This window comes from Hymenobacter edaphi (genome assembly GCF_003258365.1).
Classification (GTDB): Bacteria; Bacteroidota; Bacteroidia; order Cytophagales; family Hymenobacteraceae; genus Solirubrum; species Solirubrum edaphi.
Window position 1 is genome coordinate 219,010 of the sequence record NZ_QHKM01000003.1, and the last position, 24,337, is coordinate 243,346.

The window sequence follows — 24,337 nt, forward strand, 5'->3', positions numbered from 1 at the left end:
GAAACATCAGCAAGGACTGCCGCGCGGGCGCTGCTGGGGCCATACGCCGGCAACGGGCACGACACCCCAAACGACCCGGCCTGCCGCCCGCAAAAGCAAAAAGCCGCTTCCAGGTTTTGGAAGCGGCTTAGTGGGGTGCAAGTGAACCGTGCTTACTTCACCACCAGCTTGCGCGTGAGGTGCAGCTCGGGCACGCTCACCGTGTACACGCCGGCGGGCAGCTGCCGGGCCGGTTGCAGGCGCGTGGTGGTCGAGCCGGGGTAAAGTTTTAAAGCTTCCTGGTGCACGCGGCGGCCGGTCAAATCGTGCAGCTGCAGCGTTACCGTCTGCTCCTCGGGCGCCACCAGCGTCAGCTCGATGCGGTCGGCGGCCGTCGGGTTCGGGTACAGCTGCAGGTCGGCGGCCACGTTCAGCTTGGCATCGGCCGTGCTGGTAACGGTGGCGCTACGGCCGGCCGTGGCGGTGTTGATGACGGTCGGCGCTGTGTAGGTCACTTTCACGAAGGCCGGCTGGGCCGGGTTGGTGGTGGCGTTCTGGCGGGCGCGCAGCGTAATCCAGCCGTCTGCGGTGGGCGTGTAGGTGCCCGTGAGCGTGCCGGTGCCCGTCTTGCTGCTCACCAGCGTGCCGGCCGCGTTGTAGAGGCCCACCACCAGCGAGTAGGCGCCGTTGGAGGGAAACAGGTTGTAGCTCACCGTCTTGTTGGCCGCCACGTAGATGCGGCCGGCCGTGCGCCAGGCCGTCGACGAGGCCGGCAGCTTGCCGCCCTGGCCCAGGGAGCGGGTGTCCCGGTCGCCGAGGTCGTCGTTCAGCTCCCATTCCTGCGTCGTGCTCATGGCGGCGCGCACGTAGTTGGTGCCGATGTTCACCGGGGCCCACACCGAGTAGCCGCGGCGGCCGGCGGTGGCCGTGCCGTTGCAGGGCGGGGTGTTGATGCTCACCGTCTGCGAGCCGCTCACCGTCACGGTGGCCGTGCCGTTGGCGCCGGAGTAGTCCTTCAACACCGTGCCCGGGGCGAAGTCGCACGACACCGTGTTGTTCTGCCAGGCCGAGAAGTTGTCGTTGATGCCGATGAGGGCCTTGGTGCTGCGCTCGATGACGAGGTGGTCGGCGGCCTGGTAGCGCACCTTGTAGGCCCCGTCCTTGAAGCGCAGGTTCTGGTGGCACCAGATCAGGTTTTCCAGGTCCGAGCGCGTGGGCAGGTCGGTGGTATTGGTCGGCTTGTGCGAGAAGCGTTTGCCGGTGTTGCCCACGTTGAAGAGGTCCTCAAAGAAAATCTGCGGGGAGCCGTCGAGGGCCAGCGCGGCGGCGTAGGTGGCCGAGAGGCGCGGGTCAAACGGGTCGATGTGCGGGGCCAGTTCCGAGCCGGTGTTCCAGCCGGTGTAGTTGCCGGTGCTGCCAGTCTGGGGCCGGAACGTGTCGTGGTTGTTCACGAAGGGCACCGTGCGGTGCACGTACTGCCCGCCGATGTTGACCACCCGCGTGCCCTGCTGGTAGCCCGGCAACGAGCCGAGGTCGAAGTTGCCGCCGCCGCTGACGATGCTGTAGAGCCCGTTGCGCAGCCCGAAATCAAAGGTGCCCGCGCGGTTCTGTACGTTGGTGCACCACTGGTCGAGCTGGGAGCCGCCGCCTACCCATTCGCCCACGGCGTACATGCCCGCGCCGCCCGAGGCCCAGCCGGCGTTGCTCTGCAGGTTATACAGGAAATCTTCGGTGGCGAAGTCCGGGAAGTGCTTCACCGCGTCGAGGCGCACGCCGTCGAAGCCTACCTGCTTTTTATACCAGATCAGCCAGTTGCGGGCCCCGGTGCGCATATAATCGGCCGTCTGCGCGGGGTTGAAGGTGGCGTTGGAGCTGCTGCCGTAAGAGCCGGAGTAGTAGCTCACATCGGGCCCGAAATACACCGCGTTCCAGTCGCCGGAAGTAGAATTATTGCCGGGGTTGGGGTTGAAGTTCTGCCAGTTCTTGGGCCAGCGGCCCGAGCGCGCCAGGTAGTTGGCGGCGTCCTCGGCGGAGGCCGGCGTGTTGTAGGAGACGTAACGGAAGTTTTTGTACTTACTCGTGTTGTAGTCTTCCCAGGCGGCTGGGTCCTGCCCGCCCGCGCCCGACTGCGAGCCGGCCCCGTCGACGTGGTTGAGCACCACGTCCTGCACCACTTCGATGCCGTTGGCGTGCAGCACGGCCACCATGCGCAGCAACTCATCCTTGGTGCCCAGGCGCGTGCCTACAAAGCCCTTTTGGTACTTGTCGCCGAGGTCGTAGTGGTCAAACGGGGAGTAGCCGTTGCCCTGGTTGCCGTTCTTGATGCTCGGCGGAATCCAGACCGCATCGACGCCCATGGCCTTGAGGCGGGGCGCCAGCTCGGCCAGGTAGTTGGCCCAGCCGTTGGGGTAGTTGGAGTTCCAGTAGTCCCACCAGAAGCCCTGGAGGACGACTTTGGATTGTGCCTGTGCGGGGGAGCCCAGCAGGAGGGCCACACCGACTGCGGCCAGCGTCCCCAGACGGGACGCGGTGCGCCAGATTTTCAGCATGAGTAAAGGTTGGGAATGCGGTAAGGGAAAAGGGACAGAACCGGGATGTGTGCACGCAAACCGGGGCGGTAAGTTGCGGAATATTTTTAGGTTCCACAATCGTTTGCGAAGGTTTTTAAGCCCCGGCGGAATCATCCGCGGCCCCGGCCCGTTGATAATATCAGTTGCAGCCTATATCGGGGCCGCATCGTATAGAGCCTAAACGGGCCGTAAGACCCTGTAGCCCAAACGAAACTCCTCCGATGGAAAAGCATAATAGCGTCGTTCACCGCCTCCGTCTGAAAGTCAAGGCGCGCCGTCTGGCCCGCCGGGCGCTGCCGTTCGTGGCTTCTCTGTTCCTGGCTACGCCGCTGGCCGGGCCGGTGCGCACCACGCAGGCCCACGGGCACCAGCTGCCGGTGGCCCTTAGCCACCCCGCCGCGCCGTCGCCCGTCACGCTGCTTACCCAGGGCACGCGCCAGCTCTACAACGAGCTGAACCTGGGGCAGCAGGGCCTGAGCTTCGACGTGTTTGAGAAGGCCTACACCGGCTACCTGAATCTGCGCGCCGAGGACAAGCTCGACCCCAGCCGCCAGTTGCTGGCCGTGGCCGATTTCGACCTGCCCAGCACCGAAAAGCGCCTGTGGGTGCTCGATCTGGACAAGAAGGCGGTGCTGTTTCACACGCTGGTGGCCCACGGCCACAACTCCGGCGAAAACGTGGCCACCACTTTCTCCAACCAGAACGAGTCGAACATGAGCAGCCTGGGCTTCTACGTGACCGATGCCGAGTACGTGGGCAAGCACGGCCGCTCTCTCAAGCTCGACGGCCAGGACCTGGGCTTCAACGACAACGCCCGCGAGCGGGCCGTGGTGATGCACGGCGCCGAGTACGTGAGCGAAGACTTTATCAAGCAGAACGGCCGCCTGGGCCGCAGCCTCGGTTGCCCGGCCCTGCCCATGGACCAGTACGCCCAGATCATCGATACGCTCGGCAAGGGGGCCTGCCTGTTTCTGAACGGCAACGACCCCAGCTACCAGTCGCAGTACCTCGATACCGCTGAAGCGGCCCGCGTCTACGCGGCCGTCGACGGCGGCGGGCAGGCGGTGTAGGCTTGAATCAGTAGTGAACGGGGCGCAGGCAGCTGCTTACCGACCCGTTGGCCCGGTGCGCGAGGATAGTCCTCAGCGCACCGGGCTTTTTTGGTGGAAAAGTGCAGCCGGCATCGGGGCTGGGCGGCTTACTGGCGCCGGAGGCTGAGCAAGCCGTCCGCGCCGGCGTACCGCGTAAGGAAGCTGGCGCCTTTCTTTGCGTACCGTGTTTATGCGAAGCTCTCTACAACGTTATGCCCCGCGCACCGGGCGGGCCGTGCGCAGCCTCGTGCAGCTGCAGGAGGCGCCCTGGCGCTGGCGGGTGGGCCTAGAGGCCGCGCTGGCTTTGGGGCTGCCCGTCGGGCTGTTTACGTTGCTGGGCCAGCAGCCCCTGGGCCTGCAGGCGGCGCTGGGCAGCTTCACGGCCCTGTACGGGGCCAGCCTCGCCCGCCCCGACCGGGCCCGCCTGCTGCCGCTGGTGGCCGCGGGCCTGCTGCTGGCCGCGGCGCTGGGCGTGTTGTGCGCCGGCAATCTGTGGCTGACCGGGACCTGTCTGGTCGTGGTCAGCGGGCTGGCGGGGGGGCTGGTGCTGGGCTACCGACTGGGGCCGCCCGGGCCCATGATGTTTGTGCTGGTGGCCGCGGTGGCGGGCCGCCTGACGGCGCCCGTGGCCCTGGGCGGCGTGGGCCTGCCGGGGCTGCGGCTGCTGGGACTGGTGGCCGTAGGTGCCGCGCTGGCCTACCTGGTCATCGTGGCCCCGCTCGCGTTGCCATCGGTGCGGCGCCGGAGTCTGGGGCGTGGCCTGAAAACGATATTTCCCGGCTTCAGCCTGCCCCCCGAAACCGTTGGCCTCGCCTTGCGCGTGGTAGTGGCGGTGCTGGTAGCAGGGCTGCTCAGCCGGCCCATGGGCGCCTACCGCAGCTACTGGGTGGTGCTTAGCGCGGTGGCAGTGCTGCAGTCCAGCCCCTCGCGGCGGCTGACTACCATTCGTGGGCTGCACCGCGTCGTGGGCACGGTGCTCGGCATCCTGGTGTTTGAGGCCATCTGGCTGCTGCACCCGGCGGGGCTGCTGGCCGTGGCGGTGCTGATGCTGCTGCAGGGTATTACCGAAGTGGTAGTAGCGCGCAATTACGCCCTGGCCCTGCTGTTCATCACCCCAATGGCGCTGCTCAACGCCACCCTCGGCCACCCCGGTGCCACGCTGCCCACGGTGCAGGGGCGGGTATTCGATACCCTGCTGGGCGCGGGTATTGCGCTGGGCGTGTTCTGGCTCGGCGAGGCGCTGATGTACTTCCGAACCAGTTCCGCTGCTGCGCAAACCCAAGGGCCGGAAGACGCTGAGGAAGTAGCGTAAGCCGGCGCTACGGAAGGCCCCCAGTAAGCACCAAGCGCCGCCCGATTACTACCGGGCGGCGCTTGGTTCAGGACGATGGGGCTTACAGCGCCACGCCGAACTTCTGCCCAACGGTTTGCAAATCGTCCACCACTTTCTGCAGCAGCGGAATGCCGTGGGTGAGCCGCTCCTCCGTCATGCGGCGCTCCGGGTCGCCGGGGATGAGCACCTGCTGGCCGGGCACGGCCTTGGCCTGGCGGAAGGTTTCAATCCACTTGTCCATATGCGCTTTGAACTCGGCGGCGGGGCGGAAGGCGTCCACGCGCATCACCCCGAAGAAATGGCCGATGCCCTGGCCCACCGGGTCGGCGGGCGGCTGCAGGAAGGCCACGAACGGGGGCACCCAGGGGCCGTAGTTGGCGCCCGACAGCACGGCGGAGAGGATGTCGACGGTGGCGCCGAGGCCGTAGCCTTTGTGGGAGCCCGTTTCGCCGCCCAGCGGCACCAGCGCGCCGCCGTTGCGGGTTTCGGTGGGGTTGCTGCTCGGCTGGCCCTCTTTGTCCTGAATCCAGCCGGCGGGGGCGGGCAGGCCCTTGCGCTCCAGGATTTCCATCTTGCCCTGGGCGGCCGTGGTGGTGGCCATGTCGAGCACGAAGGGCGGCTGCTCCCCGGCCGGAATGGCGACGGAAATCGGGTTGGTGCCGAGCAGGCGCTCCAGCGAATACGTGGGGGCCACCAGCGGCGAGGCGTTGGTGAGGGCAATGCCAATCATGTCGTGCGGCAAAGCCAGCATGGCGTGGTAGCCGGCAATGCCGAAGTGGTTGGAGTTGCGCACCGCCACCCAGCCCGTGCCCGCCACCCGCGCCTTTTCGATGGCCAGCCGCATGGCGTGCGGGGCCACCACCAGCCCCAGGCCCGCGTCGCCGTCGACCACGGCCGTGCTCGGCGTTTCGTGCACCAGCCCGATGCGCGGGGCGGCGTTGATGCGCTGGGCTTCCCAGAGGCGCACGTAGCCGCTGAGCCGCGCCACGCCGTGCGAATCGACGCCGCGCAAATCGGCGGACAGCAGGGTTTCGGTGGCCTGGCGGGCGTCCTCGGCGGGGCAGCCCATGGCGCGAAACACGCCCTCGGCAAAATCAAACAGACGCTGGTACTCGAAAGTCAAGGGGGCAGCAGGTAAAGGTGGAAGGGGAGGAGGGCCGAGCCAGCCTGAACAGCCAGCGGCGCTCAGGCCACAATTCGGAAAGCGCAAAAATGGTTGTCAGAGGCCATTCCGCATTTCGGAACGGGCAAAAACGCTTGTCAGACCCCATTCCGAAATGCGGAACGACCAAAAACGCTTGTCAGAGGCCATTCCGCATTCCGGAATGACCAAAAATGGCTGTCAGACCCCGTTCCGGAATGCGGAATGGCCAAAAACGCTTGTCAGACCCCGTTCCGGAATGCGGAACGGGGTCTGACAAGCCGCCGGGAGCATTTCTACAAGTTACTCGCCCAGCATTTCGGCCAGCAGGCCCTCTTTCAGCGCGTAGGCGGAGGCTTTGATGCGGGTGAGGCGGCAGGCGTTGAGCACGAAGTCGATGAGCACGCAGGCCACCACAATCATGTCGGCGCGCATGGGCGTCATGCCGGGCAGGGCCAGGCGCTGCTCGTGGGTGGTGTTCAGCAGCTCGTCGTAGCTGCGGTAAAAGCTGTCGAGCGACACCTCGCGGGCGGCGGGCTGCCGGGCCAAATCCTGGCCCTGCCGGGCGGCTTCCAGGTCGCCCAGGGTGTCGAACGAGCCGGAGGCGCCCACCAGGGTGCTGGGGCGGAAATGCTCCACGGCCGAGAGCATGGGCACCAGCGCGTGGCGCAGGAAATCCTGCTCGGCGCGCACGTCGTCCGGGGTGAGCGGGTCGTGGCGGAAAAACTGGTCGAGCAGGCGCTGGGCCCCGATTTCAAAGCTCTGCTTCCAGAAAATCTGCTGGTCGTTGGCAATGATAAACTCCACCGAGCCCCCGCCGATGTCCATGAGCAGATGCGGCTCGTCGCCCAGCGGCACGGCCTGCCGGATGCCCTTGCAGATCAGCTCGGCCTCGCGGGCGCCGGCAATGACTTCCACCCGAATGCCGGTCTGCTCGAAAATGGCCTTCACCAGCTCCGCGCCGTTGCGGGCCACGCGCACCGCGCTGGTGGCCGTGGCGCGCACGTCCGTTACCTGGTGCAGCTCGATTTCCTCCTGGAAGGCCTGCAGCGTGTGCAGGGCCCGGTCGAAGGCGGCCGGCGCAATTTCGCCCTGGCTGATGCCGCCCTCGCCCAGCTTCACGCCCACCTTGGTGCGCAGCAGCACCCGCGGCGCCTCGCCGCGCCGCTCGGGCAGCTCCACGATGAGCAGGTGAAACGTGTTGGTGCCCATATCGATGAGGGCCAGGCGTTTTTTGTGTGACATAGCTTTGGGGTGACACGTAGCACGTGACAAGTAACAGGTAAGTAGTGAGAAGCGAAACGGGACACGTAGGCGGGAGTCCGCAACAAGTTACTTGCTCAACCTGTCACGTGTCGCTTGTTACCTGCTGCCTTCTCAATTCGCGAACCGGCAGAAGGTACCCAGCGGCAGCTTGCGCTGGCCCTTGTCGTGCAGGTAGATTTCCCCGATTTCGCGCTGCCGGCCGTAGGGCGCGTAAATCGTGTCGATGAGGTTGTCCAGAATCAGCGCCGAGTAGCCGATGGAGTAAAGGTTGATGACGTAGAAGTGGTCCTGCGGGTCGAGCAGCTCGCGGCACATCTTCAGCATCTCGTTGAGCTGGTCTTCGAGCTGCCACTTCTCGCCGGTGGGGCCGCGGCCGTAGGCGGGCGGGTCGAGGATGAGGCCCTGGTACTTGTTGCCGCGCTTCACCTCGCGCTGCACGTACTTGAAGGCGTCTTCCACCAGCCAGCGCACCCCGTCGAGGCCGGAGGCTTCCATGTTGTCGCGGGCCCAGAAGTTGACCTGCTTCACCGAGTCGAGGTGGGTCACGTCGGCGCCGGCGGCGCGGGCGGCCAGGGTGGCCCCGCCGGTGTAGGCGAACAGGTTCAGCACCCGGGGCTTTTCGGCGCGGCGCTGCTTGGTTTGCTCGTAGATAAACTGCCAGTTCGGGTCCTGCTCCGGAAACAGGCCCACGTGCTTAAACGAGGAGAGGCCCAGGCGGAAACGCAGCTTCAGCCCGTCGGGCCGCTCGTAGTCGATGTACCACTGCTCGGCCATGCCCGGCTTGAGCTTCCACTGGCCTTTTTCGGTGGCCGCGTTGGCGCCCTTTTCGCGGGTGAAAGTGGCGTGGGCCCGGTCCCACTCGCTCTGGGGCAGGTGCGGGTCCCACACGGCCTGGGGCTCGGGGCGGCTGAGCACGTAGCGCCCGAAGCGCTCCAGCTTTTGGAAGTTGCCGCTGTCGAGCAGCTCGTAGTCGGGCCAGGGACTGGTGGTGAGGAAGGAGTACATCGGGGGCAAAAGTACGGCATTCGGGCTTGTGAGGCCGACGTGCGGTATCTTGCAGCTAACCGCTTTACCCGGTTCCATGCCCCGAATGGATCCAGACTGGCCACTGTTCGTGGTACCTCATCAGAGCCAAAAAAACTGCTGCCAGCTGGCCCGCATTGTGCCCGACGGGCAGCTGCACCGGCTACGCCCCCGGCTGCCTTTTCCGTTCACGCGCCTCCGGAAACGCAACCCGCACGCCCTGAATGCCGGCTGGCTTGTCGGCCTGCTGCCCTTCGACCCGCAGCAACCGGTGATGCGTCTGTTCCGGGCGCGGCTGCATGCGGGCGGGCAACGCCTGGAGCGGTTACCCGACATCAAGCTTCACCCGGCGCTGGAGGTTCATTCGCTGTTACTTGATGGTGACTGGCTGTACTTGGGTGGTGGAACCAACCGTTGGGCGCACCATAATCTGAGTGCCAAGGACGTTCCAGTCGGAGAATACTTTAGCCGACTACGGTTGTCCGATGCAAATCCCGCGCTGACGACGCTGCCGCTGCCCGTGGAATTTGGGCCGGGCAAGGCCGTTGATGATTTGCAGCGCGACGCCTACGGTCAGCTGTTGGTCCTTGACAACGTGGTCTGCCCTAAGTATCTGTTTTTATACCAGCTGTATGGACACCAGCCGCCAAAGTGGCTAAAGACGCATAAGCTGCCTTTTCACCGCGTCAACGAGACCTACGAACGGGCCAGCTGGAATGAGCATTTTATTGCCTTGCTCTCGTGGGGAGTAGGAGAAGTAGGCAGCACTCGCTATATCTCCGTATTACGCCGTCGTGATATGAAACCGGTGTGGCTGGCAGGTGAACATTGGAGGCATAGATTTCAATTAGCCGAAATACAGACGCCCAGGCCGCACCTGTCTGATGCGGTTATCTGCGAAAATCAAGTGGTTTTCGCGTTAGGATTGGGTGGGCTGGGTTCTGCTCGACTGGACGCCGCAACCGTCTGGCCTAAGCGACGAGTGAGCTATGGCTACTATGAATGTTGGCCTAACGGTCGTAATCAGCCAAGCGTCTGGCGGCGTGAGCGACCCTACGAATTTGCTTCCGAAATCGACCTACGCACTGCTGGGCCGGCCGAAGGCGTAACGTGGCTGCCCCCGACGCCCGAGCAGCCGGCCATTGTCGAAACCGTGCGGGCAGTACACCCGACCCTGCTGCTGCTCACCGGCCGGCACGAGCCGCGGGGACTGGAAGTCTGCTGGACTCGGCTAATCTGATTCTCAGCGGGAGTAAAGCTATTCTGAAACGTCCTTCGTGAAACCTTCGGGCATCTCTACGGGGACCAGAGGCCTGTGTTATCTTTAGCCTCATGCCCGAACTTCCCCGCCTCCTCGACCAGCTCGAACGCGCTTTCCACGGCGACGCCTGGTCCGGCCCTTCGCTGCTGGCTACGCTGGTTGGGCTTTCGGCCGATCAGGCGGCGGCGCGGCCCATTCCGTCGGCGCACAGCATCTGGGAGCTGGTGCTGCACCTGCGCACCTGGGCCGATACCGTGCGCGTGCGCATCGAGCAGCGCTACCACGTGCTCATCGAGGGCGAAGACTGGCCCGCCGTGCCCCTGGTGGCCGATGAAACGGCCTGGCAGACGGCCCTGAGCGAGCTGTCCAAAGCGCACGAGCAGCTGATGACGGCCGCGCAGGCGCTGTCCGAAAAAGACCTCGCCCAAGTGCTCGGCGCCGAGCGCAACCGCCCGGACGGTTCGGGTGTTTCCGTTTACGTATTGTTGCACGGCACGGCGCAGCACTACCTCTACCACGCCGGCCAGGTGGCCTTGCTGCGCAAGCTGGTCTGACCGCTTTTTCTCTGCTTTTCCATGCGTTTTCATAAGTACCAGGGCACCGGCAACGACTTCGTCATGATTGACGACCGCGCCCGCACCTTTCCGGCCGACGACTATGCCCTGGTGCGCCGCCTCTGCGAGCGGCGCCGCGGCATCGGGGCCGATGGGCTCATCCTGCTGCGCACCCTGCCCGGCTACGACTTCGAGATGGTGTACTACAACGCCGACGGCTACCTGGGCTCGATGTGCGGCAACGGCGGCCGCTGCACCGTGGCCTTTGCCCAGCAGCTCGGCGTGATTCAGGACAAAGCCCACTTCCTCGCCGCCGACGGCCCGCACGAAGCCACCGTGGATGCCGACGGCACCGTGCGCCTGCGCATGATGGACGTGGCCGGCCAGCAGGAAGTGCCCGACGGCATTTTTCTCAACACCGGCAGCCCGCACATCGTCCGGTTTCTGCCCGCCAGCTCCCTGGCCGAGCACAACGTGTACGCCGAGGGCCGCGCCATTCGCTTCGGCGAGTTTTTCAACGCCCGCGGCGGCACCAACGTCAACTTCGTGGAGGAGCCGCAGGTGAGCGGGCAGCCCTGGCAGGTGCGCACCTACGAGCGCGGCGTGGAAGACGAAACCCACTCCTGCGGCACCGGCGTGACGGCCGTGGCCCTGGCCGCCGCCCGCCGCGGCGCCGCCAGCCCGGTGCCCCTGCGCACCATCGGCGGCGACCTGTCGGTAAGCTTTCGGCAGCAGCCCGACGGCTCGTTTACCGAGGTGTACCTGAACGGCCCGGCGGAGTTCGTCTTCGCGGGCGACATTCAGCTCTAGCCTATGCTGCGCGGCGACACCGTGTACCTGCGGGCCCTCGAAGCCGATGACCTCGCCTTCCTCTACGAAATCGAAAACGACGGGAGCGTGTGGGGCCTGGCCTCCGACACGCTCACGCCCATTTCGCACTATTCCCTGGAGCGCTACCTCGATGCCGCTGCGGCCGATTTCTACGAGGTGCGGCAGCTGCGGCTGGTCATCTGCGCCCGCGCCGACGACGCGGCCGTGGGCACCGTCGACCTGTTCAACTTCGAGCCCCACCACCGGCGGGCGGCCGTGGGCATTATGGTGCTGCAGAGCCGCCGCCGCGCCGGCTACGCCGCCGAAGCCCTGCTGCTGACCCAGCGCTACGCCCGCCGCACCTTGCACCTGCACCAGCTGTATTGCACCATTGCGGGAAATAACCAGGCCAGTCTGCGCCTGTTTCGCGGGGCCGCGTTTCGGCGCGTGGGTGTGCGCCGCCAGTGGCTCAGCACCGATGTAGGCTGGGAAGATGCGGTGGAAATGCAATGTGTGTTAACGGGCCAATAGGCCCGTTTTTTTGTGGGGTATCATGCCTTTTTATAGTTGAGTTAGCCTGTAAGTATCCTTTTGTCGAGGCTCTGCGTATGCCTATCTGCCGCGCTTGGTTGAGAAGGGCCGTGTAACCGAGCCGACCAATTCTTATTGCCACACCTACCGCCAAATTCTTTGACGCTCTTACGCATGTCCTTACTCGACGTCCCTTCCTACGCGCCGGCACCTGCCCACAACACGCCCTCGGATGCTTCCCCCGAGGCTACTTCCGAAGTCACCAACGACCAGCAGCTGCCCGATCTGGTGTGCTTCGCGCACCTGCACTGGGACTTTGTGTGGCAGCGTCCCCAGCACCTGTTGTCGCGCTTTGCCAAGCAGACCCGCGTGTTTTACGTGGAGGAGCCCTGCACGCACTGGGGCGACAAAACGATGGAGCCCTGGCTGGAAATCAAGGACCGCGAAGAGGGCAAGCTGAAAATCGTGGTGGTGCACCTGCCCGAGGGCATGGCCGAAGAAGCGGCTGACCAAACCCAGGCGGCTATTCTCGATGACTACTTCAAACGGGAAAAGATCCAGGACTTCATTGCCTGGTACTACTCGCCCATGTTCCTGGCCAAGTCGCGGCAGTTCCGGCCCGCGCTGACCATCTACGACTGCATGGACGAGCTGGCCAACTTCAAGGGCGCCCACCCCGAGCTGCGCAGCCGCGAGCAGGAGCTGTTCCGGAAAGCCCAGCTCGTCTTCACCGGCGGGCAGAGCCTGTACGAGGCCAAAACCAAGCAGCACCACAGCGCCCACGCCTTCCCGAGCAGCATCGATAAAGCCCACTTCGGCCAGGCCCGCAAAGCCGCTGCCGATCCGGCCGACCAGGCCGGCATTCCGCACCCGCGCGTGGGCTTCTTCGGCGTGGTCGATGAGCGCCTCGACATCGAGCTGCTGGGCCAGTTGGCCGCCGCCCGCCCCGACTGGCAGCTGGTCATCATCGGGCCGGTGGTAAAAATCGACCCGGCCACGCTGCCGAAAGGGGACAACATCCACTACCTCGGCGGCAAGGACTACAAGGAGCTGCCCGACTACCTGCGCGGCTGGGACGTGGCCACCCTGCTCTTCGCCGACAACGAAAGCACCAAGTTCATTTCGCCCACCAAGACGCCGGAATACCTGGCCGCCGGCCGCCCCGTGGTCAGCACGCCCATCCGCGACGTGGTGCGCCCCTACGGCGAGCTGGGCCTCGTGCACATTGCCGCCACGGCGCCGGAGTTCGAGCAGGCCATCGAAAAAGCGCTGCAGGACGGCGCCGACCCGGCCTGGCTAAAGCGCGTCGACGAGTACCTCGACACCATCTCCTGGGACCAAACCTGGCAGGGCATGGTTGATCTGATGCAGGCCGAACTGAAAAAAGCCCAGGCTTAGTACCAGCAGCGCCGCTGACCACACCGCTTCCTTTTACCCAACCAACCCTAAACTGCCCTCGGAGCTATGTTTGATTACCTCATCGTCGGAGCCGGCTTCGCTGGCAGCGTGCTGGCCGAGCGCCTGGCCACCCGGTCCAATAAGAAAGTGCTGATCATCGACAAGCGCAACCACATCGGTGGCAACGCTTACGACCACTACAACGAGGATGGCATCCTCGTGCACAAGTACGGTCCGCATATCTTCCACACCAATTCCAAGGACGTATTCGAGTACCTTTCCAACTTCACCGACTGGCGTCCCTACGAGCACTGGGTGCTGGCGTCGGTGGATGGGCAGCACGTGCCGATTCCGATCAACCTGGACACCATCAACAAGCTGTACGGCACCAACATGACTTCTTTCGAGGTCGATGCCTTCTTTGAGTCGCAGGCCGAAGCGGTGCCGGTTATCCGCACCTCGGAAGACGTGGTGGTGAGCAAGGTGGGCCGGGAATTGTACGAGAAATTCTTCCGCAACTACACCCGCAAGCAGTGGGGCCTCGACCCCTCGGAGCTGGATAAGTCGGTGACTTCGCGCGTGCCGACCCGCACCAACCGGGACCGGCGCTACTTCACCGACACTTACCAGGCCATGCCCCTGCACGGCTACACCAAGATGTTCGAGAAGATGCTCGACCACCCGAACATCAAGATCATGCTCAACGTGGATTACCACGAAATCATGAACGTCATTCCCTTCAAGGAAATGATTTTCACCGGGCCGGTGGATGAGTACTTTGACTTCAAGTTTGGCAAGCTGCCTTACCGCTCCCTGGAGTTCAAGCACGAGACGCTCAACAAGGAGCAGCACCTCGAAGCCCCGGTGGTGAACTACCCGAACGAGCACCTCTACACGCGCATCACCGAGTTCAAGGCCCTCACCGGCCAGACGCACCCCAAAACCAGCTTGGTGTATGAGTACCCGCGCGCCGAGGGCGACCCGTACTACCCCATTCCGAAGCCCGAAAACGCCGAGCTGTACAACAAATACAAGAAGCTGGCCGACGAGACGCCCAACGTACACTTCGTAGGCCGCCTGGCCACCTACAAGTACTACAACATGGACCAGGTGGTGGCCCAGGCGCTGACTTTGTACAAGAAGCTCACTGAGAAATCGGAGGAAGTACAGGTCAAGAAACCGGCCATTACCGGCTCGGCCAGTTTGATGGACAAGCTGCTGCCTCGCGACCCGAACAAGCAGCAGGCGTAAGTAGTACCAGTATCAATTCCGCGGGGTGTAGCAGTTTGCCGTGCTTGCTACACCCCGCGGCTTTTTTTAGCGCATGGCACTGTTGGAAATGTGGGGCGGCGTCGAATGCAGCATTCGGCGCGTGCAAGATGATTTTTCGGACCAGACGCGCCTGAGCGGCCACCGCCAGCGGCTGGAAGACCTGGATGAAATAGCCGAGCTGGGCGTGCGCAAGCTGCGCTACCCGGTACTCTGGGAAAACGTGGCGCCCGACAGCCTGGACGAGCCGGACTGGTCGTGGACCGATGAGCGGATGACGCGCCTCCAGCAGTTGGGCATCGACCCCATCGTGGGCCTGGTGCACCACGGCAGCGGACCGCGCTACACGGCTATGGATCAGCCCGGCTTCGTGACGGGGCTGGCGCAATTTGCCCGCATGGTGGCCGAGCGCTACCCTTGGGTGACGCACTACACGCCCGTCAACGAGCCGCTGACCACCGCCCGCTTCAGCGGCCTCTACGGCCTGTGGTACCCGCATAGCCACGACGACGCGGCCTTCGTGCGGATGCTGCTGCATCAGGTGCAGGCCACCAAAGCGGCTATGCTGGCCATTCGGGAGGTAAACCCGCAGGCCCGGCTGGTGCAGACCGAAGACCTGGGCAAAATCTACAGTACGCCACAGTTGCTGTATCAGGCTGATTTCGAGAACCAGCGCCGCTGGCTGAGCTTCGACCTGCTCTGCGGCCGCGTAACGCCCGAGCACCTGCTTTACGGCTACCTCCGGGAGCGTGGCGCCACGGCGGAAGAGCTGGCGGAGCTGGTAGCCGCGCCGTTGCCGCCGGACCTGCTCGGCATCAATTACTACGTTACCAGTGAGCGGTTTCTGGACGAGCGGCTGGAAAGCTACCCCTCGCACAGCGTGGGCAGCAACCAGGTAGAACGCTACGCCGACGTAGAAGCCGTGCGCGTGGAGCCGCTGCAGCTTGCCGGCCTCCGCACGCTGCTGCTGGAAGCCTGGCAGCGCTACCAGCTGCCGCTGGCCGTAACGGAAGTACAGCTGGCCTGCACCCGCGAAGAGCAGATGCGTTGGCTGCAGCAGGCCTGGGATGCCGCCAATGCCGCTGCCGAAGCCGGTGCCGACGTGCGGGCCGTCACCGTGTGGGCCCTCCTGGGAGCCCACAACTGGGACACCCTGCTCACCCGCGACGGAACCTACGAAACCGGCGTATTCGACGTGCGCAGCGGGCAGCTCCGGCGCACGGCCTTATTCAAGATGGTACAGCACTTGGCCAACAATATTCCTTACCACCATCCCGTCCTGCAAGGAGCCGGCTGGTGGCAACGCCCCAACCGTTTTGCTTACCGCCACTTCCTGCCTGCCCAACTCACCACCTAGCCTATGAATGTATTTCAGGCACCGGCTACTGCCGGGCAGCCGTTGCTGATTACCGGCGCCCAGGGCACCCTGGGCCGGGCATTGGAGCGTATCTGCGAAATCCGCAACCTCGCCGCCATCTGCCTCAGCCGCCACGAGCTGGACATTGCCGACCCGGTGGCCGTGGAGGTGGCCCTGCAGCGCTACACCCCCTGGGCCGTTGTCAACGCCGCGGGTTACGTGCGCGTCGACGAAGCGGAAAAGGATGCTGCCCGGTGCTACCACGTCAATACCACCGGGCCCAAGGTGCTGGCTCAGGCCTGCGCCCACCGCGCCGTGCAGCTGCTCACGTTTTCCTCGGATCTGGTGTTCGACGGGCAGCAGTCGGTGCCCTATACCGAGGGCGACGCCAAGGGGCCGCTGAACGTGTACGGCCGCAGCAAGAGCCTCGCCGAGCGCGACGTACTGACGGCCCTGCCGCAGGCCTTGGTAGTGCGCACCAGCGCCTTTTTCGGGCCCTGGGATGAAGAGAATTTCGTGCATTTCGCCTTGCAGTCTATGCGCAGCGGCCGGGTATTCGAAGCCGCCGACGACCTGCAGATTTCGCCCACCTACGTCCCGGACCTGGTGAATACCGTTCTGGACCTGCTCATCGACGGGGAAAGCGGCATCTGGCACGTGGCCAACCGCGGTACCTACACCTGGGCCCAGCTGGCGCAGCTGGCCGCCGAAGCAGCGGGGCTCAACACGGCCCTGGTGCGTCCGCGCCCGGTAGCCGAGTTCGGCTGGTCCGCGCCGCGCCCCGCTTTCAGCGCCCTCAGCACCCGCCGCGGGATTGTGCTGCCTACCGCCGACGACGGCCTCGGGCGTTACCTGGCCGACACTAGCCGCTCGGGCTGCGTGCTAAAGGGCGAGGAACTGAAACAAGCATCGTAGGAAGAACCACCACCCGCAACTTTGGCACGACCCGCCGGGTGAAGCAGCTGCAAGTCTGCCAATAGTTCTTTCCCGGCCAACCCCGCACTCTTTTTGAAGAGGCGGGGTTGTTCATTTCTGGGGCATCTTAGAGCGCGTCTGGGGCTTTTCCCTTAGAAAACGTATTTTTGAGGTGCGCCCCAGCGCATTCAGTACATTTTCCTACACAGCATGTTCGATTTTATCGGGAAGGCCGTCACGAAAGTCTTCGGCACCAAGTCGGAGCGGGACTTGAAAGGCATCATTCCTTACGTGGCGACCATCAACGCCGAATACGCCAAACTGGCAGGCATCTCCGATGACGAGCTGCGCGGCCAGTCCGACGAGCTGCGCGCCATCATCGATGAGCGCCTGCAAGCCGTGGACGCGCAGATTGCCGGCCTGCACGCGCGTATCAACGACCAGCCCAACCTCGACATCCAGGAGAAGGAACAGATCTTCGACCAGATCGACGCGCTGGAAAAGCAGCGCAACGTGCAGTTGGAAGAGGTGCTGATGGAAATTGCGCCGCGCTCTTTCGCCATCGTGAAGGAAACGGCCCGCCGCTACAAGGAAAACGGCCAGCTGGTGGTGACGGCCACCGAGCACGACCGGAGCCTGGCGCGCACCCGGCCGCACATCCGCTTCGAGGGCGACAAAGCTATCTGGCCCAACAAGTGGATGGCCGGCGGCGCCGAAATGACCTGGGAGATGACGCACTACGACGTGCAGCTCATCGGCGGCTTGGTGCTGCACCAGGGCAAGATTTCGGAAATGGCCACGGGCGAAGGCAAGACGCTGGTGGCCACGCTGCCCGCCTTCCTGAACGCGCTGGCCCGCCGCGGAGTGCACGTGGTGACGGTGAACGACTACCTGGCCAAGCGCGACTCGGAGTGGATGGGCCCGCTGTACGAGTTTCACAACATGCGTTGTGACTGCATCGACAAGCACCAGCCCAACACCGACGCCCGCCGGCAGGCCTACCTGGCCGACATCACCTACGGCACCAACAACGAGTTCGGCTTCGACTACCTGCGCGACAACATGGCCCGCGACCCGGAGGAGCTGGTGCAGCGCAAGCACCACTACGCCATGGTCGACGAAGTGGACTCGGTGCTCATCGACGACGCCCGTACGCCGCTGATCATCAGCGGCCCGGTGCCCCGCGGCGACGTGCACGAGTTCCTGATTCTGAAGCCGCGCATCCAGCGCCTGGTGGAAGAGCAGAAAAAGCTGATCCAGCAGTACCTGCTCGACGCGAAGCGCATGATCAAGGAAGGCAAAGACGGCCCCAAGGAGGGCGAAGGCGGCCTCGCGCTGTTCCGCGCCTTCCGCGGCCTGCCCAAGAGCAAGCCGCTCATCAAGTTCCTCTCCGAAACCGGCAACCGCGCCATTCTGCAGAAAGTAGAAAACCACTACCTGCAGGACAACTCGCGCCAGATGCCCCAGGCCGACCAGCCGCTGTTCTTCACCATCGATGAGAAGAACAACCAGATCGAGCTGACCGAGCGCGGCATCGACCTGATTACCGGTCAGGGCGAAGACGCGAGTTTCTTCATCATGCCCGATATCGGCACCGACCTGGCTGCCATCGAAAACAACAAGGCCCTGACGGCCGAGGAGCGGCTGCACCAGAAGGAGCAGCTGATGCAGGACTTCCAGGAGAAGTCGGAGCGCATCCACACCGTCAACCAGCTGCTGAAGGCCTACACGCTGTTCGAGCTCAACGACCAGTACATCGTCAGCGAGGACCACAAGGTGAAAATTGTGGACGAGCAGACCGGCCGCGTGATGGAAGGCCGCCGCTACTCCGACGGGCTGCACCAGGCCATCGAGGCCAAGGAAAACGTGCGCATCGAAGACGCCACGCAGACCTACGCCACGGTGACGCTGCAGAACTACTTCCGCATGTACCACAAGCTGGCCGGCATGACCGGTACGGCCGAAACGGAAGCGGGCGAATTCTGGCAGATCTACAAGCTGGACGTGGTGGTCATCCCGACCAACCGCGGCATTGCCCGCAAAGACCAGCACGACAAGGTGTACAAAACCACGCGCGAGAAGTACAACGCCGTGGCCGAGGAAATCCAGGAGCTGGTGAAGGCCGGCCGCCCGGTGCTGGTGGGTACCACCACGGTGGAAAACTCGGAAATCATCAGCCGCCTGCTGCAGCTGCGCAAGATTCCGCACCAGGTGCTGAACGCCAAGCAGAATCAGCGCGAAGCCGAAATCGTGGCCGGCGCCGGCTACCCGGGCACCGTGACCATTGCCACCAACATGGCCGGCCGCGGTACCGACATCAAGCTGCGCGAAACCTCCAAGGAAGCCGGTGGTCTGGCCATCATCGGTACGGAGCGCCACGAAAGCCGCCGCGTCGACCGGCAGCTGCGCGGCCGCTCCGGCCGCCAGGGCGACCCGGGCACCTCGCAGTTCTTCGTCTCGCTCGAAGACAACCTGATGCGCCTGTTCGGCTCCGACCGCATTGCTCGCCTGATGGACCGCATGGGCCTGGAGGAAGGCGAGGTGATTCAGCACTCGATGATTACGTCGAGCATCGAGCGCGCCCAGAAGAAGGTGGAGGAAAACAACTTCGGCATGCGCAAGCGCCTGCTGGAGTACGACGACGTGATGAATGCCCAGCGCGAGGTGGTGTACCGCCGCCGCCGCAACGCCCTCTTCGGCGAGCGGCTGGAGCTGGACGTGTGGAACATGGTCTACGAAGTGTCGGAAGATATCGTGACGGGCCACAAGGTCAGCGGCGACTACAACGACTTCCAGCTGGCCATCATTCGCGTGTTCGGCTACGACACCCACATTTCGGCCAACGAGTTTGCCAGCCAGCCGGCCCCGGCCCTGGTGCAGAAGCTCTACGACGAAGCCCTGGGCTACTACCACTCCAAGAACGAGGTCATCGGCGAATCGGCCCTGCCGCTCGTCAACGACCTGCTGGCGCAGAACGCCCCGTTCGAAAACATTGCCGTGCCCTTCAGCGACCAGCGCAAGCAGGTGACGGCCGTGGCCAGCCTGCGCAAGGCCCAGCAGACCAACGGGCAGGAGCTGATCCGCGCCATGGAGAAGGTTATCGTGCTGTCGCTTATCGACGAGGCCTGGACCCAGCACCTGCGCGCCATGGACGACCTGAAGCAGGTGGTGCAGAACGCGGTGTACGAGCAGAAAGACCCGCTGCTGGTCTACAAGTTCGAGTCGTTTGAGCTGTTTAAGCGCATGATCAGCAAGGTGAACGAGGAAACCGTGACCTTCCTGTTCCACGCCGACATCCCGGCCACCACCCAGGGCCCCGGCGAGGAGCCGGAAATCTTCTTCGAGGAAGCCGACACCGTGCCGCGCATGCCGCAGCCCCGCGTGAAGGCCGAGAAGGAGCAGGTGCACTCGCAGCTGGAATCGGGCTACACCGCCGAGGACGACAACGCCGAGGGCATTGTGGAGCGCCAGGAGCCCGCCCGCTCGCAGAAAATTGCCAACCGCAACGACAAGGTGAGCGTGCAGTACATGGATGGCCGCATCGTGCGCGACGTGAAGTTCAAGAGCGTGGAAGAAGACGTGCTCAGCAACCGCGCCGTGATTATCGACTAAGACCACGGATTGGCTACGCCGAACTTCGTTTCGACGGATTTATCGGATTCCGCGGATTTCGTAGACGATTGTCGTTCAACGAACCGGAGCCACGGCTACAAGCCGTGGCTCCGTCTTTTTAGACCTATTTTTGCCGCGTCCTTCAGGTTCGGAATATCGTCGGATAGCGCGGGTGAATACCACCTGCGGAACGTCCACGAAATCCGCGAATCAAGGAAAACGTAGTCAAGTCCGAAGAAGCCCGCACGAGTCCGTGATTTAATCGACCACAAAATCCGTGAAATCCGAAAAATCCGTCGAATCCGTGGTCCTGGCGGCCCGCATCGACCACACGCTGCTCAAGCCCGAGGCCACCCGTGACCAGATTGTGCAGCTGTGCGCCGAGGCGCGGCAGGCGCAGTTTGCCAGCGTGTGCGTGCCGCCGTGCTACGTGAGCGTGGCCGCCAACGAGCTGTACGACTCGGGCGTGACCGTGTGTACCGTCGTGGGCTTTCCGCTGGGCTACCAGCTCACCAAGGTGAAGTTTTTCGAGGCCCACCAGGCGCTGAGCGAAGGCGCCACGGAAATCGACGTGGTAATGAACGTGGCCGCGTTCAAATCGGGGCGCGACGCGGAGGTGGAAGACGAGCTGGGGCAGCTGGCCGAGCTGTGCCACTTCCGCGGCGGCATCCTGAAGGTCATCATCGAAACGGCGCTGCTGACGGAAGCCGAAATCCGCCGGGCCTGCGACCTGTGCGCCGCCGCCGGGGCCGACTTCGTGAAAACCTCCACCGGCTTTGCCAGCCGCGGCGCCTCGGTGGAGGATATCCGGATCATGCGCGACCAGCTGCCGGCCCACATCCGTATCAAAGCTTCCGGCGGCATCCGCACCCACGAGCAGGCCGTGGCGCTGGTGCAGGCCGGCGCCGACCGCCTCGGGGCCTCCGCCGGCCTCGCCCTGCTCACGTCCGCCGCCGACTCCACCTCCCATGAACCGACTGCTTACTAACGTGCCCGTGCTCCTCGCTTCGCTGGCCCTGGCCGGCTGCGCCGCCTCGGGGCCGGCCGCGCCCAGCGCCACCACTGCCGCCCCCGATACCACCAGGCCCGCCGCCACTACCGCCAGCCGGGCCAGCCAGCCGGCCGAGGATCTGAGCAAGTACCGGCCGAAGTTCAGCCCGCCGCCCGCGCCCAAGCCGCTGACCGGCAAAACCTTCGTCACGCCCACGGCCAGCGTCAACGCCCAGATTGACCAGCGCCTGCGCGACCAAGCCTACACCAACCAGAACGTGAAGTACACCTCGGGCTACCGCATTCAGGCCTACGTGGGGCTGGAGCGCGACGAGGCCATGGCCATTCGCCGGGCCGTCATCAGCCGCTACCCCGAGGAAACCGACTACGTGGTGTTCAAGCAGCCGATTTACCGCCTTTTCATCGGCGACTACGCCACCCGTCTCGACGCCGAGCGGGCCATGCTGCGCATCCGGCCGCTGGCGCCCAAGGCGGAGCTGCAGCCGGCGCAGGTGCTCATCAACAAAACCCGCTTCTAGCCTATGCCGCTCATTCGTCAGCTGCAGTGGGAGGAGTTGGATTTGTTGCAGGGCCTGGAGGCCATTCCGACGCAGGACGACAACGGCGGCATGCACTACCGCGTGCGCCACGACGGCCTGGTGCTGCTCGTGTCTTTGTGGTCTGACCTGGGCCTGGTGGATGTGACGCTGGTGCAGACGGGCACCGAGGCCATTCTGCTGGACCTCACCGTGGCCGTACGCGGACGCATCCGCTACAACAACGACAAGCGCGGCGAGTACCTGGAGTTTGCCGACTGCGTGCTGGTCAGCCGCGTGACGCTGGCCGAGGAGCAGATGGAAGCCGCTTTCAGTCCCAACCTGCTGGGCCGTGCCATGCTGCTGGCCGTCAAGCCCCACGTGAGCGTGCTGTTTGAGTAGGGGTGGGACCAGATGACCAGCAAGCCGCGCGGTTGTACCTTGCGGCCTATGCAGCATTTGCTTACCCGCATCCAGGAACTGGCCGCCGCGCAGGCCGCCGACGTGGTAGCGCAGCGCCACCACTTGCACGCCCACCCCGAGCTGTCGTTCAAGGAGTTTGAAACCGCCAAGTACGTGGCGGCCGAACTGCGCAAGCTCGGCCTCGACCCGCAGCCCATTGCCACCACCGGCCTCGTTGCCCACATCGAAGGCCGCAACCCCGGCCGCCGCACCGTGGCCCTGCGCGCCGACATGGACGCGCTGCCCATTCAGGAGCAGAACGAGGTGCCGTACCGCTCCCAGAATCCCGGCGTGATGCACGCCTGCGGCCACGACGTGCATACCTCGTCCCTGCTGGGGGTGGCGCGCATTCTGGTGCAGCTGCGCGACGAGTTCGAGGGCACCGTTAAGCTGATGTTTCAGCCCGGCGAGGAGCTGGTGCCCGGCGGCGCATCCATCATGATTCAGGAAGGCGTGCTGGTGAATCCCGCGCCGCAGTCGGTGCTCGGGCAGCACGTGTTTCCGCAGCTGCCGGCCGGTAAGGTGGGCATCCACGCGGGCCGCTACATGGCCTCGGCCGACGAGCTGTACCTGACCGTGCGCGGCAAGGGCGGGCACGGCGCCATGCCCGAGCAGAATATCGATACGGTGCTGGTGGCGGCCAACCTGATTGTGGCCGCCCAGCAGCTGGTGAGCCGCCGCGCCAACCCCAAGATTCCCTCGGTGCTGTCCTTCGGCAAAGTCATTGCCAACGGCGCTACCAACGTGATTCCCAACGAAGTCTACATCGAAGGCACCTTCCGCACCATGGACGAGCAGTGGCGCGAGCAGGCCCACGTACACCTGCGCCAGCTCTGCGAAGGCCTGGCCGCGGCCATGGGCGCCAGCTGCGAGCTGGAGATTCGCCGCGGCTACCCCTGCCTCGACAACGACCTGACTGTGACCGGCCGCGTGCGCGCCGCCATGGTCGAGTACCTCGGCGCCGGCAACGTGGTGGACATCGACCAGTGGATGGCCTCCGAGGACTTTGCCTTCTACTCGCAGCAGGTGCCGAGCTGTTTTTACCGGCTCGGCACCCGCGCCCTCGACGGCCGCTTCGCCTCCTCCGTCCACACCCCCACCTTCGACGTAGAAGCCCAGGCCCTGACCGTGGGACCGGGCCTGATGGCCTGGCTGGCCCTGCGCGAGCTGGCCGCGGAAGCCTAACGCCTGTTCACCGCTAATCAGCTGTATCTGCTTATGAAGTCACTATTGATAAGGGTAGCGCTGGCGGGCAGCCTGCTGGGCCTGCTCGCTCCCCTGACTGCCGCTGCCCAGCGTCAGCTGCGCAACCCGCTCAACGGCCGCACCGAGCTGCAACTGGAGCTGGCCCGCCAGAACGGCGACCTGTGGTGGGGCAGCCTGCGCGGCCAGCACAGCTTCGGCCGCTACGGCGAGTTGTTTGAGTACAACTGGGCCCAGGCCGGCTACGAGCATTTCTGGTCGGAGCACTGGAGCGGCGGTGCCAACGCCCGCCTGGCGTTTTACAACCGCAACTACACCGATGCCAACGGCAACAGCGGGCTGCAGTTCCTGCTGCGCCCCGAGCTGCTGCTGCGCCACCGCGGCGACGTGTTCGGCTTCACTTTCGGGCAGCGCCTGAGCCTGGACTACGAGCTTCGGCCGGAGCCCCAGCGCAACCTCGGCCAGGCCCGTCTGCGCCTTGATCTGGAGCGATTCTACAACGTGGGGGAGCGGGTGAAGCTGCGCCCGCGCCTGGCCTACGAGGCCGCGGCCAACATCCGCCTGCAGCCCCCCGACGACACCCCCGAGGAGCGCACCCTCGAACAGGGCATCTGGCGGGCCGAAGTTGGCATCCGGCTTTCCGACCACCTGGACCTGACACCCTACGTAGCGCGCCAAACCGATTTTGCCGTCTTCCTGCCGCAGTTCGACAGCGACGGTAACCCCGTGGCCGGGGGGCGCACCAACGTGCGCACGCCCGTCGTCGGCATCGACCTACGCTACACCTTGTTCCAGGGCAAGGCTCCGTTCGAACGGGTGCAGCTACCGACGCAGCACTAATTGTTGACTTTTTGGCAGTGTACCGGTGGCGTTGTAATCGTGGCCTGAAGGCTGTGAGGGAACAAAACGTCGGACTGCTTCCATTTCTGCGGCGGCTGTTGTGGCGTTGAAGTGTCATTTTGGCTGGAAAGCTGGGTTGGTATGAAATTGATAGATAGAGAAGTGTCCGCCCCATGTTGGCGGCGGCCTAACTCCG

At 64.6% G+C, this 24,337-nt stretch carries 20 protein-coding genes; 16 read left to right on the forward strand and 4 right to left on the reverse strand.

All coding sequences use genetic code 11. The features are described 5' to 3' along the window. Positions 1 to 152: 152 nt before the first annotated feature. Positions 153 to 2,528, reverse strand: coding sequence for an alpha-amylase family glycosyl hydrolase (locus DLM85_RS11380; protein ID WP_165822114.1), 2,376 nt, complete (start codon positions 2,526 to 2,528; stop codon positions 153 to 155). A gap of 242 nt (positions 2,529 to 2,770) precedes the next feature. Here DLM85_RS11380 and DLM85_RS11385 point away from each other — a divergent pair, with 242 nt between their 5' ends. Together DLM85_RS11385 and DLM85_RS11390 are read left to right on the forward strand one after the other, a co-directional pair. Continuing rightward, positions 2,771 to 3,619 (forward strand): murein L,D-transpeptidase catalytic domain family protein, encoded by an 849-nt coding sequence (locus tag DLM85_RS11385; RefSeq protein WP_111478229.1) that lies wholly within the window; start codon positions 2,771 to 2,773, stop codon positions 3,617 to 3,619. Between the two features lie 211 nt (positions 3,620 to 3,830). Then, positions 3,831 to 4,952 carry an FUSC family protein gene (locus DLM85_RS11390; RefSeq protein WP_111478230.1) on the forward strand — a complete coding sequence of 374 codons (1,122 nt, stop codon included), beginning with the start codon at positions 3,831 to 3,833 and terminating at the stop codon, positions 4,950 to 4,952. An 82-nt stretch (positions 4,953 to 5,034) separates the two neighbouring features. On the opposite strand, the gene DLM85_RS11395 is transcribed toward DLM85_RS11390, so the two are convergent. The 3 genes from DLM85_RS11395 to DLM85_RS11405 all read right to left on the reverse strand — a co-directional run bounded on the left by DLM85_RS11395 (position 5,035) and on the right by DLM85_RS11405 (position 8,385). Beyond that, entirely contained in the window at positions 5,035 to 6,096 is a 1,062-nt protein-coding gene (locus DLM85_RS11395) for an Ldh family oxidoreductase (RefSeq protein ID WP_111478231.1), read from the reverse strand. A 321-nt stretch (positions 6,097 to 6,417) separates the two neighbouring features. Further along, positions 6,418 to 7,359 (reverse strand): Ppx/GppA phosphatase family protein, encoded by a 942-nt coding sequence (locus DLM85_RS11400; RefSeq protein WP_111478232.1) that lies wholly within the window; start codon positions 7,357 to 7,359, stop codon positions 6,418 to 6,420. A gap of 132 nt (positions 7,360 to 7,491) precedes the next feature. Beyond that, positions 7,492 to 8,385 carry a class I SAM-dependent methyltransferase gene (locus tag DLM85_RS11405; RefSeq protein WP_111478233.1) on the reverse strand — a complete coding sequence of 298 codons (894 nt, stop codon included), beginning with the start codon at positions 8,383 to 8,385 and terminating at the stop codon, positions 7,492 to 7,494. Between the two features lie 85 nt (positions 8,386 to 8,470). Here DLM85_RS11405 and DLM85_RS25065 point away from each other — a divergent pair, with 85 nt between their 5' ends. From DLM85_RS25065 to DLM85_RS11465, 14 genes are all read left to right on the forward strand, one after another. Beyond that, positions 8,471 to 9,643 (forward strand): hypothetical protein, encoded by a 1,173-nt coding sequence (locus DLM85_RS25065; protein WP_133257017.1) that lies wholly within the window; start codon positions 8,471 to 8,473, stop codon positions 9,641 to 9,643. 92 nt (positions 9,644 to 9,735) lie between these two features. Beyond that, positions 9,736 to 10,218: a DinB family protein gene (locus DLM85_RS11410; protein WP_111478234.1), complete on the forward strand. Its 483-nt coding sequence runs from the start codon at positions 9,736 to 9,738 to the stop codon at positions 10,216 to 10,218. Between the two features lie 21 nt (positions 10,219 to 10,239). Next, a complete protein-coding gene (gene dapF / locus DLM85_RS11415) occupies positions 10,240 to 11,028 on the forward strand; it encodes a diaminopimelate epimerase (protein WP_111478235.1) in 789 nt (262 codons plus the stop codon). Between the two features lie 3 nt (positions 11,029 to 11,031). Continuing rightward, positions 11,032 to 11,559, forward strand: coding sequence for a GNAT family N-acetyltransferase (locus DLM85_RS11420; protein WP_111478236.1), 528 nt, complete (start codon positions 11,032 to 11,034; stop codon positions 11,557 to 11,559). A gap of 174 nt (positions 11,560 to 11,733) precedes the next feature. Next, on the forward strand, positions 11,734 to 12,957 hold the full coding sequence (locus DLM85_RS11425; protein ID WP_111478237.1) for a glycosyltransferase family 1 protein: 1,224 nt from the start codon (positions 11,734 to 11,736) through the stop codon (positions 12,955 to 12,957). A 66-nt stretch (positions 12,958 to 13,023) separates the two neighbouring features. After that, positions 13,024 to 14,208, forward strand: a complete 1,185-nt coding sequence (gene glf, locus DLM85_RS11430; protein WP_111478238.1) for a UDP-galactopyranose mutase — start codon at positions 13,024 to 13,026, stop codon at positions 14,206 to 14,208. A 73-nt stretch (positions 14,209 to 14,281) separates the two neighbouring features. Further along, a complete protein-coding gene (locus DLM85_RS25755; protein ID WP_207891014.1) occupies positions 14,282 to 15,583 on the forward strand; it encodes a family 1 glycosylhydrolase in 1,302 nt (433 codons plus the stop codon). A gap of 3 nt (positions 15,584 to 15,586) precedes the next feature. Further along, positions 15,587 to 16,498 (forward strand): SDR family oxidoreductase, encoded by a 912-nt coding sequence (locus DLM85_RS25760; RefSeq protein ID WP_207891015.1) that lies wholly within the window; start codon positions 15,587 to 15,589, stop codon positions 16,496 to 16,498. Between the two features lie 210 nt (positions 16,499 to 16,708). Next, positions 16,709 to 20,110, forward strand: a complete 3,402-nt coding sequence (gene secA / locus DLM85_RS11440; protein WP_111478239.1) for a preprotein translocase subunit SecA — start codon at positions 16,709 to 16,711, stop codon at positions 20,108 to 20,110. Between the two features lie 277 nt (positions 20,111 to 20,387). Continuing rightward, a complete protein-coding gene (deoC, locus tag DLM85_RS11445) occupies positions 20,388 to 21,098 on the forward strand; it encodes a deoxyribose-phosphate aldolase (protein WP_243635930.1) in 711 nt (236 codons plus the stop codon). Beyond that, positions 21,079 to 21,639, forward strand: coding sequence for an SPOR domain-containing protein (locus DLM85_RS11450; protein ID WP_133257018.1), 561 nt, complete (start codon positions 21,079 to 21,081; stop codon positions 21,637 to 21,639). The genes deoC and DLM85_RS11450 overlap by 20 nt, the downstream gene beginning before the upstream one ends. 3 nt (positions 21,640 to 21,642) lie before the next feature. Continuing rightward, the gene (locus DLM85_RS11455; protein ID WP_111478241.1) at positions 21,643 to 22,038 is read left to right on the forward strand and encodes a hypothetical protein; all 396 of its coding nucleotides are present in this window, start codon (positions 21,643 to 21,645) and stop codon (positions 22,036 to 22,038) included. Between the two features lie 48 nt (positions 22,039 to 22,086). Continuing rightward, positions 22,087 to 23,283 carry a M20 metallopeptidase family protein gene (locus DLM85_RS11460; RefSeq protein WP_111478242.1) on the forward strand — a complete coding sequence of 399 codons (1,197 nt, stop codon included), beginning with the start codon at positions 22,087 to 22,089 and terminating at the stop codon, positions 23,281 to 23,283. 33 nt (positions 23,284 to 23,316) lie between these two features. Further along, the gene (locus DLM85_RS11465) at positions 23,317 to 24,141 is read left to right on the forward strand and encodes a hypothetical protein (protein ID WP_133257019.1); all 825 of its coding nucleotides are present in this window, start codon (positions 23,317 to 23,319) and stop codon (positions 24,139 to 24,141) included. Positions 24,142 to 24,337: the final 196 nt, after the last annotated feature.

What these genes read in the sequence shown, in the direction of transcription:
- DLM85_RS11385 (WP_111478229.1), top strand. Translation starts at nt 2,771, where the DNA reads ATGGAAAAGCATAATAGCGTCGTTCACCGCCTCCGTCTGAAAGTCAAG.
- DLM85_RS11420 (WP_111478236.1), top strand. Translation starts at nt 11,032, where the DNA reads ATGCTGCGCGGCGACACCGTGTACCTGCGGGCCCTCGAAGCCGATGAC.
- secA (WP_111478239.1), top strand. Translation starts at nt 16,709, where the DNA reads ATGTTCGATTTTATCGGGAAGGCCGTCACGAAAGTCTTCGGCACCAAG.
- DLM85_RS11455 (WP_111478241.1), top strand. Translation starts at nt 21,643, where the DNA reads ATGCCGCTCATTCGTCAGCTGCAGTGGGAGGAGTTGGATTTGTTGCAG.
- DLM85_RS11405 (WP_111478233.1), bottom strand. Translation starts at nt 8,385, where the DNA reads ATGTACTCCTTCCTCACCACCAGTCCCTGGCCCGACTACGAGCTGCTC.
- DLM85_RS11425 (WP_111478237.1), top strand. Translation starts at nt 11,734, where the DNA reads ATGTCCTTACTCGACGTCCCTTCCTACGCGCCGGCACCTGCCCACAAC.
- glf (WP_111478238.1), top strand. Translation starts at nt 13,024, where the DNA reads ATGTTTGATTACCTCATCGTCGGAGCCGGCTTCGCTGGCAGCGTGCTG.
- DLM85_RS11380 (WP_165822114.1), bottom strand. Translation starts at nt 2,528, where the DNA reads ATGCTGAAAATCTGGCGCACCGCGTCCCGTCTGGGGACGCTGGCCGCA.
- DLM85_RS11450 (WP_133257018.1), top strand. Translation starts at nt 21,079, where the DNA reads ATGAACCGACTGCTTACTAACGTGCCCGTGCTCCTCGCTTCGCTGGCC.
- DLM85_RS25760 (WP_207891015.1), top strand. Translation starts at nt 15,587, where the DNA reads ATGAATGTATTTCAGGCACCGGCTACTGCCGGGCAGCCGTTGCTGATT.
- DLM85_RS11390 (WP_111478230.1), top strand. Translation starts at nt 3,831, where the DNA reads ATGCGAAGCTCTCTACAACGTTATGCCCCGCGCACCGGGCGGGCCGTG.
- DLM85_RS11465 (WP_133257019.1), top strand. Translation starts at nt 23,317, where the DNA reads ATGAAGTCACTATTGATAAGGGTAGCGCTGGCGGGCAGCCTGCTGGGC.
- dapF (WP_111478235.1), top strand. Translation starts at nt 10,240, where the DNA reads ATGCGTTTTCATAAGTACCAGGGCACCGGCAACGACTTCGTCATGATT.
- DLM85_RS11460 (WP_111478242.1), top strand. Translation starts at nt 22,087, where the DNA reads ATGCAGCATTTGCTTACCCGCATCCAGGAACTGGCCGCCGCGCAGGCC.
- DLM85_RS25065 (WP_133257017.1), top strand. Translation starts at nt 8,471, where the DNA reads ATGGATCCAGACTGGCCACTGTTCGTGGTACCTCATCAGAGCCAAAAA.
- DLM85_RS11410 (WP_111478234.1), top strand. Translation starts at nt 9,736, where the DNA reads ATGCCCGAACTTCCCCGCCTCCTCGACCAGCTCGAACGCGCTTTCCAC.
- DLM85_RS11400 (WP_111478232.1), bottom strand. Translation starts at nt 7,359, where the DNA reads ATGTCACACAAAAAACGCCTGGCCCTCATCGATATGGGCACCAACACG.
- DLM85_RS25755 (WP_207891014.1), top strand. Translation starts at nt 14,282, where the DNA reads ATGGCACTGTTGGAAATGTGGGGCGGCGTCGAATGCAGCATTCGGCGC.